The organism is Hyphomicrobium sp. CS1GBMeth3, from assembly GCF_900117455.1.
Lineage (GTDB): Bacteria > Pseudomonadota > Alphaproteobacteria > Rhizobiales > Hyphomicrobiaceae > Hyphomicrobium_C.
In genome coordinates, this window is record NZ_FPHO01000002.1 from 1085818 (window position 1) to 1098503 (window position 12686).

14 protein-coding genes, 1 tRNA gene and 1 pseudogene are annotated in these 12686 nt (G+C 61.6%); 9 read left to right on the top strand and 7 right to left on the bottom strand.

Features of this window, described 5'->3' with window-relative positions; translation table 11 throughout:
• The first annotated feature begins 140 nt into the window (after positions 1-140).
• The 4 genes from CS1GBM3_RS05250 to CS1GBM3_RS05265 all read left to right on the top strand — a co-directional run bounded on the left by CS1GBM3_RS05250 (position 141) and on the right by CS1GBM3_RS05265 (position 4037).
• Positions 141-590, top strand: coding sequence for a host attachment protein (locus tag CS1GBM3_RS05250; protein WP_072392333.1), 450 nt, complete (start codon positions 141-143; stop codon positions 588-590).
• A gap of 472 nt (positions 591-1062) precedes the next feature.
• Complete coding sequence (locus tag CS1GBM3_RS05255; RefSeq protein ID WP_072392336.1) at positions 1063-1482, top strand: CBS domain-containing protein; 420 nt, start codon at positions 1063-1065, stop codon at positions 1480-1482.
• Between the two features lie 81 nt (positions 1483-1563).
• Complete coding sequence (locus tag CS1GBM3_RS05260) at positions 1564-2010, top strand: DUF2267 domain-containing protein (RefSeq protein WP_072392339.1); 447 nt, start codon at positions 1564-1566, stop codon at positions 2008-2010.
• A 17-nt stretch (positions 2011-2027) separates the two neighbouring features.
• Positions 2028-4037, top strand: coding sequence for a protein-L-isoaspartate(D-aspartate) O-methyltransferase (locus CS1GBM3_RS05265; protein ID WP_072392342.1), 2010 nt, complete (start codon positions 2028-2030; stop codon positions 4035-4037).
• Positions 4038-4071: 34 nt separating this feature from the next.
• On the opposite strand, the gene mbfA is transcribed toward CS1GBM3_RS05265, so the two are convergent.
• The 3 genes from mbfA to CS1GBM3_RS05280 form a co-directional block, all read right to left on the bottom strand.
• On the bottom strand, positions 4072-5052 hold the full coding sequence (gene mbfA, locus CS1GBM3_RS05270) for an iron exporter MbfA (protein WP_072392345.1): 981 nt from the start codon (positions 5050-5052) through the stop codon (positions 4072-4074).
• 71 nt (positions 5053-5123) lie between these two features.
• Positions 5124-5360 carry a YdcH family protein gene (locus CS1GBM3_RS05275; RefSeq protein ID WP_072392348.1) on the bottom strand — a complete coding sequence of 79 codons (237 nt, stop codon included), beginning with the start codon at positions 5358-5360 and terminating at the stop codon, positions 5124-5126.
• 48 nt (positions 5361-5408) lie between these two features.
• Complete coding sequence (locus CS1GBM3_RS05280; protein ID WP_072392351.1) at positions 5409-5756, bottom strand: c-type cytochrome; 348 nt, start codon at positions 5754-5756, stop codon at positions 5409-5411.
• 223 nt (positions 5757-5979) lie between these two features.
• On the opposite strand from CS1GBM3_RS05280, the pseudogene CS1GBM3_RS20040 reads away from it, so the two are divergent.
• Positions 5980-6153: pseudogene (locus CS1GBM3_RS20040) on the top strand (LLM class flavin-dependent oxidoreductase); the annotation flags it as partial.
• A gap of 46 nt (positions 6154-6199) precedes the next feature.
• On the opposite strand, the gene CS1GBM3_RS19740 reads toward CS1GBM3_RS20040, so the two are convergent.
• From CS1GBM3_RS19740 to CS1GBM3_RS05300, 4 genes are all read right to left on the bottom strand, one after another.
• Complete coding sequence (locus CS1GBM3_RS19740) at positions 6200-6472, bottom strand: hypothetical protein (RefSeq protein WP_072392354.1); 273 nt, start codon at positions 6470-6472, stop codon at positions 6200-6202.
• A 342-nt stretch (positions 6473-6814) separates the two neighbouring features.
• Positions 6815-6891, bottom strand: a tRNA-Pro gene (locus CS1GBM3_RS05290).
• A gap of 116 nt (positions 6892-7007) precedes the next feature.
• A complete protein-coding gene (locus tag CS1GBM3_RS05295) occupies positions 7008-7526 on the bottom strand; it encodes a DUF192 domain-containing protein (protein ID WP_072392357.1) in 519 nt (172 codons plus the stop codon).
• A 64-nt stretch (positions 7527-7590) separates the two neighbouring features.
• Entirely contained in the window at positions 7591-8193 is a 603-nt protein-coding gene (locus tag CS1GBM3_RS05300) for a cold-shock protein (RefSeq protein WP_072392360.1), read from the bottom strand.
• A gap of 553 nt (positions 8194-8746) precedes the next feature.
• On the opposite strand from CS1GBM3_RS05300, the gene CS1GBM3_RS05305 reads away from it, so the two are divergent.
• The 4 genes from CS1GBM3_RS05305 (at position 8747) to CS1GBM3_RS05320 (ending at position 12651) form a co-directional block, all read left to right on the top strand.
• Positions 8747-9187 (top strand): VOC family protein, encoded by a 441-nt coding sequence (locus tag CS1GBM3_RS05305; protein WP_072392363.1) that lies wholly within the window; start codon positions 8747-8749, stop codon positions 9185-9187.
• A gap of 202 nt (positions 9188-9389) precedes the next feature.
• Positions 9390-10193 carry a phosphoadenylyl-sulfate reductase gene (locus CS1GBM3_RS05310; RefSeq protein WP_083567098.1) on the top strand — a complete coding sequence of 268 codons (804 nt, stop codon included), beginning with the start codon at positions 9390-9392 and terminating at the stop codon, positions 10191-10193.
• Positions 10190-11095 carry a sulfate adenylyltransferase subunit CysD gene (gene cysD, locus CS1GBM3_RS05315; RefSeq protein WP_072392366.1) on the top strand — a complete coding sequence of 302 codons (906 nt, stop codon included), beginning with the start codon at positions 10190-10192 and terminating at the stop codon, positions 11093-11095. The genes CS1GBM3_RS05310 and cysD overlap by 4 nt, the downstream gene beginning before the upstream one ends.
• Entirely contained in the window at positions 11095-12651 is a 1557-nt protein-coding gene (locus CS1GBM3_RS05320; protein WP_072392369.1) for a sulfate adenylyltransferase subunit 1, read from the top strand. The genes cysD and CS1GBM3_RS05320 overlap by 1 nt, the downstream gene beginning before the upstream one ends.
• Positions 12652-12686 lie beyond the last annotated feature (35 nt).

Genomic DNA, 12686 nt, shown 5'->3' on the forward strand with positions numbered 1-12686 from the left:
CGAGACGCTCTCGTACCTACGTTGCAGGCGCGTTCACAGCGGCCGGCGGACAGCACTGGGAGGCACTTGCGCTTGATCTTCCGCAAGGAACGATCCGACCGGGGAAGTATTGAATCTGGCCTCAGAGTGTGGAGGTCGTGATGAAAAGCAAGAAGACATGGGTGCTGGTCGCCGATGCGGGCCACGCCCGCGTTCTGGAACAATCCAGCCAGAAGAGCGGCTTGGCGGTCGTCGAGGGACTCGACATTGAGCATCCCATTGCGAAGTCCAGCGACATGGTCCGCGATGCCCTACCGCGGACGTTCGACTCAGTGGGTCCCGGGCGGCACGCGATCGCGCCGAAATCGGACCCGCATCGCGCCGAGAAGAAAAATTTCGCGAAGGAGCTTGCGCTCACTCTCGATGCCGGGTTGGCAAAGAAGGCTTACGACGACCTGATCATCGTTGCGCCGCCGCAGATGATTGGAGATCTACGGCCGCTCCTTTCCGACGCCGTCAGGAGCCGTCTCACGCGGGAGTTGAGACTCGATCTCGCGGATGCCCCCCTTACGGAAATCGCGCGCCGGCTTGCGGAAGCGAAAGGTGCATAGATCCTAAAATAAATTCAGTCCCGATGGAGGGAACATCGGGACTGAAAAACCGGCATGCGGGAGACACCCGGTCAAGCGGCTCGGAGGAATGGGTGGGAAGAGAGAGCCGTAATTACATGCTACGTGCTCTGCCTTGGCGTACCTTGATCCTGATTAAGTTAACGCCCCTTCGGATCGAAAATCCGCAGCTTCACACAAATAGTGCAAACGCCAACAAACAAACGCCGATCAGGGCTGCAGCGCATGGCCCTCGACGCAAGTCATCCGATCGTTCTTTTGACTTGATTGCCGTCAATGCGTTTTGCGTGGACCTCGGGGTATTTTTTTCAAGCTTTGGCTTATGTTGCCGGGATCGCTTTGCGCTCACGGTGCGTTCTTATGTCCTTCGAGCACGGTCGCGCGCAGTACCCTCTTGGCAGCTTTCCTTGTCTGGACCTGCGCCCCCGCGCGCATTTGAGAAGGAGTAGGTCTCATGAAGGTCAAAGACGCTATGCACAAAGGCGTAGAGTGGGCAGAGCCCAACGCGCCGATTTCAAAAGTTGCCGCTCTAATGAAAAAGCACGATGTGGGCGCCATCCCGATCGGCGAAAACGATCGTCTGATTGGAATGGTTACCGATCGCGATATCACCTGTCGCGGGTTGGCGAACTCAAAGGATCCTTCAAAGCTTACGGCCCGCGATGTCATGACCAAAGGCATCATCTGGTGCAAGGAAAATGAAAGTCTCACAGACGCTGCCCGGCTCATGGAGCAGAAGAAGGTGCGCCGTCTGGCGGTGATCAACGACGCCAAACGGATGGTCGGTATTTTGAGCGTCGGTGACGTCTCGCATGCAGGCCCTCGCGCTCTAACCGGCGAGGTCATGACCGCAGTCGCCGCCCACCACGGCTAACAACGTCCTGCATGCTTGCCCTGCTTGAGAAACACTCACAGGCCGAGATTTCTCGGTCTGTGAGTCAAGAGGAGATGCATCATGACAATTCCAGCTTCGATTGCGCGCACCGTTCAGCAGACGCAGGAGTGGCTTAAAGAGCTCCGTGACAATGCAGATTTTGAAAGCGAGGACGAGGCGCTCAGCGTTCTGCGGGTGGTGCTGCATCAGCTTCGGGATCGGCTGACGCCCGAAGAGGCGGTCGAGCTTGGCGGTCAGCTTCCCACGATCATTCGCGGGATCTACTACGAGGGCTGGCGGCCTTCACGGACCCCCGAACGCATCCGCTCCCGGCAAGCCTTCCTCGACGAGATCAGGATGAAGCTCCTACCGCGACGCCCACAGCCCGAGCGCGCCGTCCAGGACGTGTTCGCTCTCGTCGCGCACCATTGCGACCCCGGTGAAATCTCGCAGGTCATCGACCAGCTTCCGGGCGACATCAAGAAATTGTGGCCCGTGAGCTCAAGAACGTTTCGGCAGCGGCTCTAGCGGGAGGGCTCGCGTCCATGGCGTCAGGTGACAACACCCTTCGCGAGCGATTCGTCCGCGAGCAGATCGAGGCGCGCGGCGTTCGCGATCCTCTCGTCCTCGCCGCCATGCGCAAGGTGCCGCGCGAGCGCTTCGTTCCCGAACATCAGAAGGCCGATGCGTACGCCGACAGTCCTTTGCCGATTGGGCAAGGGCAAACGATCTCACAGCCGTATATCGTGGCCTTCATGGTAGAGGCGCTGGCACTTCAGGGCGACGAGACGGTTCTGGAGATCGGTGCCGGCTCCGGCTACGCGGCGGCCGTCGTGGCCGAGATCGCAAATGAGGTCTTCACAGTCGAACGGATCGGCCGGCTTGCCGAGTGTGCGGCCCGCAATCTCGCGGACGCGGGCTACACAAACGTTCACGTGCGGCACGCCGATGGTACGGAAGGGTGGATCGACCATGCGCCGTTCGACGCCATTCTGGTCTCGGCCGGTGCGCCCGACATTCCTAAATCGCTGCTGCAGCAGCTCAAAATCGGCGGACGCATGCTCATTCCGGTCGGCAGCGACCCCCGAGCGCAAGAGCTAATCCGCGTCACGCGCCTTGATGAGAACGAATACGAACGCGAGGACATCGCTGACGTCCGCTTCGTTCCGCTCATCGGGAAAGAGGGATGGGAGAGCGGGGAGCGCGACTGGGAAACCCGTTCACCACGGGTGATCCAGACACGTCCCGCCGTAAGCATTTCAACGTCGGGTCTTATTGTCCGGCATGCCGAGAGCTTCGTCGCCCTTGAGCAGGCCGATCTCGAGCCGCTCCTGAGACGCATTGACGATGCGCGCATCGTTCTCATTGGCGAGGCAACGCATGGCACCTCGGAATTCTACCGCATGCGGGCCAGGATCACCCAACAGTTGATCGAGCGAAAAGGCTTTACCTTCGTGGCCATCGAGGCGGACTGGCCTGATGCGGCGCGCATTGACAACTATGTTCGGCATCGTCACCTCAAGCGTTCGGATTGGACCGCTTTCGCACGCTTCCCGACCTGGATGTGGCGCAACGAGGAGACGCGCCGATTTATCGATTGGCTTCACGATCACAACACGCCGCTTACTCCAGCCGGCCGCGTGGCAGTCTATGGCCTGGATCTCTACAGCCTCTATGGCTCGATAAGATCGGTCATCCATTATCTTGAGACCGTCGACCCGGATCTCGCGTCTGTCGCCCGTGAACGTTACGGATGCCTCAGTCCTTGGGAATCCGACCCTGCCGCCTATGGACGCGCCGTCCTGTCGGAAGGCTTTCGTGCCTGCGAGCGCGATGTCGCCCACATGCTCGTCACGCTCTTCGAGAAGGAGCAGGCGTATCTCGCCCAAGACGGCGAGCGCTATTTCGATGCGGCCCAGAACGCGCGGCTCGTCGCCAATGCGGAACGCTACTATCGAACGATGTATTACGGATCGCGATCATCGTGGAATCTACGCGACAGCCACATGTTCGAGATGCTGCAAAATCTGTTGAACCATCACGGGCCATCGTCGAAGGCTGTCGTCTGGGCTCACAATTCGCATATCGGAGACGCGTCTGCGACAGAAATGGCCCGTCGCGGCGAGCATAACATCGGGCAGCTCTGCCGCGAGCATTTCGATAGCGCCTCGTATCATATCGGGTTTGGCACCAACGACGGCACGGTTGCAGCGTCGTCGGCCTGGGACGAACCCATGCAGGTCATGTCCGTACGTCCTGCGCATTCACAAAGCTACGAGCGATTGTTTCACCTGACCAATGCACCCGGCCTTCTTGTCCCGTTGCGCGGCAGCGGCCGCCGCGACGATCTGTGCGAGCGACTTGCCAAACCGCGACTGGAGCGAGCGATCGGCGTCGTTTACCGGCCGGAAAGTGAGCTTGCCAGCCACTACTTCGAGGCCGTTCTCCCACGCCAATTCGATGAGTACATCTGGGTGGACAGGACGAGCGCAATCGAGCCGTTCGACACTGCCCAGCTTGATGGCTTACCGGATACCTATCCCTTTGGCCTCTAAGCGGTGCGCTTTGGCTTTTTCCGCGAGCCGTGCGCTATGCGCCTCCAATCAGGATGCCTGCCGCAAGAACCAATGATCCGCCCAGCACCACTTGAAACGTCGCGCGAAGGAAAGGCGTTTCCATGTACCGGTTCTGGATCCAGACGATGGCCCAAAGCTCGATGAAAACGACAATCAATGCGATGACCGTTGCCGTCCAGAAGTTCGGGATCAGGTAGGGCAAAGCGTGGCCGAGTCCGCCGATGGTCGTCATCACGCCAGATGCCAGCCCGCGTTTCCATGGTGATCCACGGCCCGAGATCTTGCCGTCGTCATGTGCGGCCTCGGTGAAGCCCATGGAAATACCGGCGCCGACCGAGGCCGAGAGGCCGACGAGGAACGTGGTCCATGTATTCTGGGTGGCGAATGCCGTCGCGAAGATCGGTGCCAGCGTCGAGACGGAGCCGTCCATCAGGCCGGCCAAGCCGGGTTGCACCCATGTCAGGATGAATTGGCGCCGGTAGGCCTGATCCTCCGCCTCGCGCTTGCCGCCGCCCAGATGCTCCTTTGTAAGCTCTTCCACTTCAGCTTCGTGCACCGTCTCGGCGCGCGCCAGATCACCGAGAAGCATGCGTGTTTCCGCATCGGTCGCCTGAGCGGCGGCGAGGGCATAGAAATGCTGCGCCTGCTGCTCCATCTCCGAGACCTCTTGGCGGATGCGGTCGAGGCTTAGGTTGTCGATCAGCCAAACGGGGTTGCGCGTGAAAAAGTCGGATACGTGCTCCCGGCCCAAGGGAAAGATGACATCGCCGTACAGACGTCGGTAGAGCTCGATGAGCCGGCGGCGGTGCTCATCCTCTTCTGCGGCCATCCCGTCGAAGATTGCCGCACTATCCGGATAGTCGCGCCTCAGCTTCGAGGCGTATGCGGAATAGATCCGGCTATCCTCCTCCTCCGCCGAGATCGCGAGCGCTAAGATCTCCTTTTGCGAAAGGTCCGCGAAACGGCGCTTTCTTGACGCGAACAGCGAAACCATAGAGCGCTCTCTTCCCTGGCAGACCGGAGACTTCCCTGCACCATGCCGGCCGGGGCCGCCCAATAATCCTCTCAGCGCGAGAGGGCTTCTGCAATCTCGTCCTTGATCTGAAGTCGGCGTTTGCGCAGCTTTTCCTCTTCGAATTGATCAATCGGCTGGATGTTGGTTTCAGCCAGATGCACCTGGTCGTTCACCCCATCGTACTCTTGAAGCAGGCGTGCGAAATGCGGATCAGCCACCTTCAGCTTGTGGATGGCCTCTGCCTGGCCAGGGAACTCTTCGGCGAGGGTATGCGGTGTGTTGGACATTAGTGCTCCATATATACTGCTGTGGCTGTAACCTGGGGAGCGGGTTTCTCACTCACCGGTTTCGGAACGCTCCTTGAAGGTCATGATATAGGCGACAACATTGACGATTTCCTCGCGCGTCAGTGCGACCGCCGGCATCGGCGGATGCGGTATGACGATACGTCCCGCTATGGTCTCCATCGACTGGCCCGGCTTGTTGGCGATGGCAGGAAAGCTCGGAACGTCGGCGGCGACAGAAGATGCCGGATGCTTCGAAATCACATGACACGCGGTGCATACGCGCTCCGCCAGAGCGCGGCCCTTCTCAGGGTCGGGCTTTGGCGTCGCGGATCCAGCGACGCTCGGGGCCGCCAGCATCAACAGCCCTAAAAGCACGAGGCCCCTTGAAATCCACATTGCTGCCCTCCCCTTTTGCGCGTTAGCGCGCCGGCGATTCCCAATCCTCGTCCGCCCGCTCTTTTCGAGACGTTTGACAGGGCATCGGCTTTCCGGGACGCCGCTTCGGCGTTACCGTGCGAAAGTACTCTGCTGACGCTTCCGAGCGTTGATCAGGATCAGTAGTCCAGGCCCGCCCAGCGGTCGTAACCGAGACGAAATGGAAAGGTCTGCAGGCCTGCGGATCCCGCAGGGCTCAGACGGCTTCAATGTGATGTTTCGCTGGCTTGCCGGGGGGCTGGAAGACTTCGTCGACCGCGTCGTGCCGGAGCTGCCGCGACGCGATCTTTTCCGGCGCGAGTATCAGAGCCACACGCTGCGGCAGCACCTGAACCTCTCGCGTCCGCCCAACCGTTTTTCTTTACAGCCAGCAGTGGGCCTGCCGCGTCGACTTCGAAAGATCGCTACGGTTCCGGGCGCTTCTTGTCCGCCGGATGCGCGTGGGGATGCAGTGCGTCGATCAGGTCGACGATGGTATCGAGCGACTTCTTATGCACCAGCTCGGACTCGCTCAGTTGCTCCATGAGCTGTTCCGCATTCTCATCTGCGTGGCGCGTGCTGGCGTCTACGATCTTCCTGCTCAGTTGCGATTTCTTCCGGCCGAACTCCTTCTCGCGCCGGCACACGACATCCAGGTAGCTATTCAGTTGATCCTCGAAGCGGCGATCGTTGCTCATGGCAATACTCCGAGCAAGATGTGCGCTGCGGAGCCGGAGGATTGCGCTGAACGAACTCCGCGGGTGAGAGCCCCATTATACGCTCACAGTGAACCATTGCGAAGATGGAGCTTCGGGCAAGCGATCTTGGGCTCCAAACATGAGCTTTGGCCCTAACCCAGGCTGCCGGCAAAGCGCTCTGCCAGGCGATTGCGCCGGAAGGCTTCTGCTCCGAAGTCGACGAAAACGCGTGTCTTGGACGGCAATAGCGTACGCGTTGCGTAATAAATCGAAATGGGACCGGCGCCTTGGCGGAAACTCGGGCGGCGCATCTGGTTGCGGGCGAGCGCAGTCTCGCATGAATGGTCGGGGCAGCGGGATTCGAACTCGCGACTTCTTGCTCCCAAAGCAAGCGCTCTACCAGGCTGAGCTATGCCCCGAAACTTTCCAACGGACGGTCACGCGATCAAAGCATGCTGCCCGTGGCCGCAACATGTGCCGCGTCGCCCTCTCCGGGTCAAGCGCTGGCCTCGTGCCGCGTCATCCGGCCCGACTTTCAGGGCGATGCCTCAGAGCCGAACGCGGGATGCCGAACCTTGTCGCCGGCCTTGAGGCCCATGCGCTCGGCGGCGCCACCCGCGATCTCGAGCACGGCGGAAACCGGGCCTTCGGAGGCAATGATCCGCTCGGACAGGGGCTCCGTGCGCGCCTCGATACGATGGATGGTGCCGTCCGCCCGGATGAACACCATGTCGAGCGGGATGTAGGTGTTGCGCATCCACATCGTGATCTCGCGCGGCGTCGTGTGCGTGAACAGCATGCCCTTCGAGTCGGGCAGGCTGGTGCGATACATCAGCCCCAGCGCCTGCTGCTCGGGTGTCACGGCAATCTCGACGTCGAGGGCGTGGACGCCGTTTGCCGTGACGAGCTGCAAGCGCTCGACCTGCGCGGAGGTGGCCGCCTCAGTCTTCGCGACAGCGGTGCCGGTCGCCGTGAGGCTCACGGCGCAAGCCGCCGCCACATGCAGAAGGGCCGCCCCTACAGCAGCCCTCCCCGAATAGCGCGTGTCCTTCATTGTTGGATCCCTGTCGACCGGCCCGGGCTCTCCCGGATATCGATGCCGGTCAGACAGTGGCCCGTCAATGGGGCGAAGTGATACCCGTAGTTGTCCCGTCGGGCTTCAGCTCGGCGGCCATGCAGCCCTTTGAGCCCATGCCCCAGCGCACCTGGACCATCTGGCCCGGACGCAGCTCGGTGAACCCGAAGCGGCGCAGCGTTTCCATATGGACAAAAATGTCCGGATGCCCCTCGCCCTTGGTCAGGAAGCCGAAGCCGCGAACGCGGTTGAACCACTTCACGATCACGCGCTCCCAGTCGCTCTCGGGCTGCACGTGGACGTGGGTCCGCTGCGGCAACAGCGAGGGATGGATCGCCGTCGACTCGTCCATCGAGAGGATGCGGAAAGCCTGCATGCCCTTCGGCCGCTTCAAGACCTGGCAGTGAATGCGGGCGCCTTCGTAGGCGGTCTGATAGCCGCCGGCTCGGAGGCACGTGACGTGCAGCAGCACGTCGGTCAGGCCATTGTCGGGAACAATAAATCCGTATCCCTTGGCGACATCGAACCATTTAATGGTTCCAGCGATCTCGAATACTTCGAGGCCGCCCTCTTCCAGGCGCTCAAGATCGCCTTCGGCTAGTACTCCGCCGCCCGGATACTCCGGAGGTAACTTGGTATCCCCCATAATTTTACCCCGCCTTACTTGGTCTACGTTGAACTTATATGCGTCGCCCGGCCCGCATTTCAGTCTCAGCCCTCTACATCGACTGGTGCGTGTCTGCGGCAACGGGCGGAGAATAGCATTTGCGATGATCGAGACTAGCCCCCGCCCCCTCGCGGCTGCCTTCGGACCTGCTCAGCGCAAGGCATGTCCACATGAGTGGTGATCACTAAATCTTTGAAGCTATTAACCAATTTTTAGTATTCCAAAGCGGCGGAAAAAATCTGGGGTGGCTCGACACTTAGCATGGAGGGCACGGATTTTCCGGCCTCTCCTGGCCCAGATCCGGTCGTGGTTGAGCAAGTGATTCGCCCTTGTAGACTGCGGGTCCTAGACACCCTCGCTCATGCTCCGCTTGCGGATTGATGACGATCGCTTCGCCCTCCGAGGGTCTGGGGATAAGCTTGCGTAATCTTGGTCGTCTTGAAATCCGAATGATCCCGCCGACTTGGAAGGCTGCGCTGTTGGTGTTTCCGGGATGTTCTTAGTGTCTATTCTGCAACAATAGGAGGGCGAGATGCGCTACCTGCATACGATGGTTCGCGTCCGCGACCTGGAAGCGAGCCTCGCCTTCTACTCAGGACTGCTCGGGCTGGTCGAAATCCGGCGGGTGGAAAACCGGGCCGGGCGCTTCACGCTCGTCTTCCTGGCCGCTCCTTTGGATCAGGCACGGGCAGCCGCAGAATGGGCGCCGCTACTCGAGCTGACCTACAACTGGGATCCGGAGGACTATGGCTCGGCCCGCAACTTCGGCCACCTGGCGTTCGAGGTCGACGACATCTACGCGACGTGCAGCAAGCTGGCGGAGGGTGGAGTCACCATCGCCCGGCCGCCACGTGACGGGCGCATGGCTTTCATACGCTCGCCTGATCTGATTTCGATCGAGCTCCTGCAAAAAGGGGGCGCCCTGCCCCGCGTCGAGCCGTGGGCATCAATGCCTAACACCGGCGCCTGGTAGCGTGACGCAAACCGCATACCCGCCTGAAAAAGCATGAGGCAACAAGGATCTGCTGCTCCGCAATAAACTGTTCCACGAGACTTGATTATGGAACAATTTTTCTCTATTTCCGGCAACAGTGAGTGCGATTGTATTCTTATTTCCCTCATCCCCTTTATCTAAGAACGTCATTTCATTATCTTCCGATTATCGGAGGATCTCCATGATAAAGGCAAACGTTCGGGCGCGCGCCGATCGCGCGGCCGGGGCGGCGACCCATTCTGCCCCGGAGAACTCAGGCGAGGCGCTGGCCCGCCACCTCGACGCGATACTTCCCGGGCTCGACGACCTCGAAGCCCGGCTTCATGCCATTGCTGACGCAATCCCGGGACGGGTCACTTTCTCGTCCAGCCTCGGGCTCGAGGATCAAGCCGTGCTGCACGCGATTGCCGCCACGGGCCGAAGCTTCGACGTCTTTACGCTCGACACTGGCCGGCATTTTCCCGAGACCCTCGAGACGATCGAAGCCAGCGAGCTGCGCTACGGGCTCAAGATCCGCGTTGTCTTTCCCGACGTGAAGGACGTCGAGTCGCTCGTCGCCCGCGATGGGATCATGGGCTTTCGCCAGTCCGTCGAAGCACGCAAGGCGTGCTGCAACGTGCGTAAGGTGGTGCCTTTGAACAAGGCGCTCGCGGGCGCTGCCGGTTGGATCACGGGCCTACGCCGCGAGCAGTCGGCCGAGCGCGCGCATGTTCCGTTCGCGGTCTGGGATGCGGAGCATCAGCTCATCAAGCTGAACCCCATCGCCGACTGGAGCCTCGAGAAGCTCGAAGCCTATATCGCTGCCAACAACGTTCCCGTGAACCCGCTGCACGCGCAGGGCTTCCCCTCCATCGGGTGCCAGCCGTGCACGCGCGCCATCCAGCCCTGGGAAGACATCCGCGCGGGCCGCTGGTGGTGGGAAAATCTCGATGGAAAGGAATGCGGGCTTCACAACCGCCCGAAGCCTAAAGAGGCCCACGCATGACGCAGCCCATTTCGCATCTCGACCTGCTCGAAGCCGAGAGCATCCATATCTTCCGGGAAGCGGCGGCGCAGTTCCGCAAGCCCGTACTGCTCTATTCAATCGGCAAGGACTCGACCGTTCTTCTGCATCTCGCGCGCAAAGCGTTCTGGCCCGCGAAGCTGCCGTTCCCGGTACTGCACATCGATACGGGCTGGAAGTTCCGCGACATGATCGCGTTTCGCGACAAGACGGCGCGTGACTTCGATCTCGACCTCATTGTGCATACGAACGAAGAGGGCGCCGCGAAAGGCATCAACCCGATCGATTACGCACCCTCCGTCTACACCGACGTCATGAAGACGGTGCCGCTCAAGCAGGCCCTCGACAAATACGCGTTCGATGCTGCGTTCGGTGGCGCGCGCCGCGACGAGGAAGCGAGCCGCGCTAAAGAGCGTGTGTTCTCGTTCCGCGCCGAAGGACATCGTTGGGATCCGCGCCGGCAACGCCCCGAGATGTGGCATCTTTTGAACGGCCGTCTCGGGGCCGGAGAAACCGTGCGCGTCTTCCCGCTCTCGAACTGGACCGAGCGCGACGTGTGGCGCTACATCCTGCGCGAGAAGCTCGATGTGGTGCCGCTCTATTTTGCCGCTGAGCGTCCAACCATCCTGCGCAACGGCCAGCTCATCATGCGTGACGACGACCGCCTGCCGGTCAAGCCCGGCGAAGAGGTCGTCAATCGTCGCGTACGCTTCCGCACGCTCGGCTGCTATCCGCTGACCGCCGCCGTCGAATCCGACGCCACCGACATCGAGAGCGTCGTCATCGAAACGCTCGGCGCCCGCACGTCGGAGCGCCAGGGCCGCCTCATCGATCACGATCAGGCCGGCGCCATGGAGAAGAAAAAGCAGGAAGGGTACTTCTAATGTCCCAGCCCACAGCCCTTCAGAAGGCGAAGACGACGAAGAAGGCCCCTTTCAAGGTCGTCTCAGACCAGGGTCTGACTACCTCACAGACAGCAACCGCCGATCTCTCGAAGATCGCGCCCGAGCTTTCCGGCATGCTGCGCCTCTTGACCTGCGGCTCGGTCGACGACGGAAAGTCGACCCTCATCGGGCGCCTGCTCTGGGACGCGACCGATCTCTACGACGACCAGCGCGAGACCTTGAAGCGCGGCAAGACCGTCGACGGCGGCAACCCGGATTTCAGTCTGCTCATGGACGGCCTCGTCGCCGAGCGCGAGCAAGGCATCACGATCGATATCGCGTGGCGCTATTTTGATACCGCGACGCGTCGCTTCGTCGTCATCGACAGCCCCGGCCACGAGCAGTACACGCGCAACATGGCGTCGGGCGCCTCGCATGCGGATGTCGCCATCCTGCTCATCGACGCGCGCCACGGCATCAAGACGCAGACGCGGCGGCACGCGGCGATCCTCGACCTCGTCGGCGTGAAGCGCGTCATCCTCGTGGTCAACAAGATGGACCTCGTCGACTGGTCGGAGTCGACGTTCCGCAAGATCGAGGCCGACTTCGAGACCTTCTCGTGGCGGTTCGGATTCTGGGAGGCGACCGTGATCCCTACGGCCGCCGTGTCGGGCGACAGCGTCGCGCGCCGTTCGGAGCATATGCCATGGTACACGGGGCCGACGCTGCTCGAACATCTCGAGAGTCTGCCGAGCCGCGTGACCGAGCCGACGGGGCCGTTCCGTTTCCCCGTGCAAACCGTGCTGCGCGACTCCCGCAACGATTTCCGCGGCCTTGCCGGCACAGTTAGCGGCGGCAGCGTTCGTGTCGGCGAGACCGTCGTCGATGCGCTCTCGAAGCGTAGCGCGAAGGTGTTGCGCATCGCGACCATGGACGGCGACCTCGAGCAGGCCGCTCAGGGCCAGGCGGTTGCCATCCAGCTCGACGTCGACATCGACGTGGCGCGCGGCGCCGTTCTCTCGAAAGCCGACACGCGGCCCGTCGTGGCGCGCGTGCTCGAGACGCGCATGGTGTGGCTCAGCGAGACGCCTTACGATCCGCGCGGCTCCTACCTCGTGCGCACGGCCACCGACCTCACGCCCGTCTCGAATCTCAAGATCCGGGCGCTGCTCGATCTCGAAACGCTCGAAACGCATCCGGCCGAGGCGTGCGCGACCAACGACATCGCCATCGGTGACATCGCGCTTGGGCGTCCGGCTGCCATCGACACGTTTGCGGAGGCGCCCGAGACCGGCAGCTTCATGCTCGTCGACGCGATCACGGGGGCTTCCGTCGCGGGCGGCGTCATCGTCGCGGCAAAAGCCGAGGCGGCGGCGGCGGATGAAAACACGTTCATTCTGACGCGCGCCATGCTCGAGCACGGCCTCAACGCCGACCTCGCCGACAGGCCGCAGGCGGAGGCCGAGTTCCGCCGCCGGGCAAACGAGGTGGCGCTGATCCTGCGGGCGGCCGGTATCAACGTCGAGATTGAGAGTCCTCCGGACTATTCGATCTAGGTCTTCTCTGCTATCGGTTGGCAGCAAATAACGGA

What these genes read in the sequence shown, in the direction of transcription:
- CS1GBM3_RS05250 (WP_072392333.1), top strand. Translation starts at nt 141, where the DNA reads ATGAAAAGCAAGAAGACATGGGTGCTGGTCGCCGATGCGGGCCACGCC.
- CS1GBM3_RS05300 (WP_072392360.1), bottom strand. Translation starts at nt 8,193, where the DNA reads ATGGGGGATACCAAGTTACCTCCGGAGTATCCGGGCGGCGGAGTACTA.
- CS1GBM3_RS05305 (WP_072392363.1), top strand. Translation starts at nt 8,747, where the DNA reads ATGCGCTACCTGCATACGATGGTTCGCGTCCGCGACCTGGAAGCGAGC.
- CS1GBM3_RS05295 (WP_072392357.1), bottom strand. Translation starts at nt 7,526, where the DNA reads ATGAAGGACACGCGCTATTCGGGGAGGGCTGCTGTAGGGGCGGCCCTT.
- cysD (WP_072392366.1), top strand. Translation starts at nt 10,190, where the DNA reads ATGACGCAGCCCATTTCGCATCTCGACCTGCTCGAAGCCGAGAGCATC.
- CS1GBM3_RS05275 (WP_072392348.1), bottom strand. Translation starts at nt 5,360, where the DNA reads ATGTCCAACACACCGCATACCCTCGCCGAAGAGTTCCCTGGCCAGGCA.
- CS1GBM3_RS05265 (WP_072392342.1), top strand. Translation starts at nt 2,028, where the DNA reads ATGGCGTCAGGTGACAACACCCTTCGCGAGCGATTCGTCCGCGAGCAG.
- CS1GBM3_RS05320 (WP_072392369.1), top strand. Translation starts at nt 11,095, where the DNA reads ATGTCCCAGCCCACAGCCCTTCAGAAGGCGAAGACGACGAAGAAGGCC.
- CS1GBM3_RS05280 (WP_072392351.1), bottom strand. Translation starts at nt 5,756, where the DNA reads ATGTGGATTTCAAGGGGCCTCGTGCTTTTAGGGCTGTTGATGCTGGCG.
- CS1GBM3_RS05255 (WP_072392336.1), top strand. Translation starts at nt 1,063, where the DNA reads ATGAAGGTCAAAGACGCTATGCACAAAGGCGTAGAGTGGGCAGAGCCC.
- CS1GBM3_RS19740 (WP_072392354.1), bottom strand. Translation starts at nt 6,472, where the DNA reads ATGAGCAACGATCGCCGCTTCGAGGATCAACTGAATAGCTACCTGGAT.
- CS1GBM3_RS05310 (WP_083567098.1), top strand. Translation starts at nt 9,390, where the DNA reads ATGATAAAGGCAAACGTTCGGGCGCGCGCCGATCGCGCGGCCGGGGCG.
- CS1GBM3_RS05260 (WP_072392339.1), top strand. Translation starts at nt 1,564, where the DNA reads ATGACAATTCCAGCTTCGATTGCGCGCACCGTTCAGCAGACGCAGGAG.
- mbfA (WP_072392345.1), bottom strand. Translation starts at nt 5,052, where the DNA reads ATGGTTTCGCTGTTCGCGTCAAGAAAGCGCCGTTTCGCGGACCTTTCG.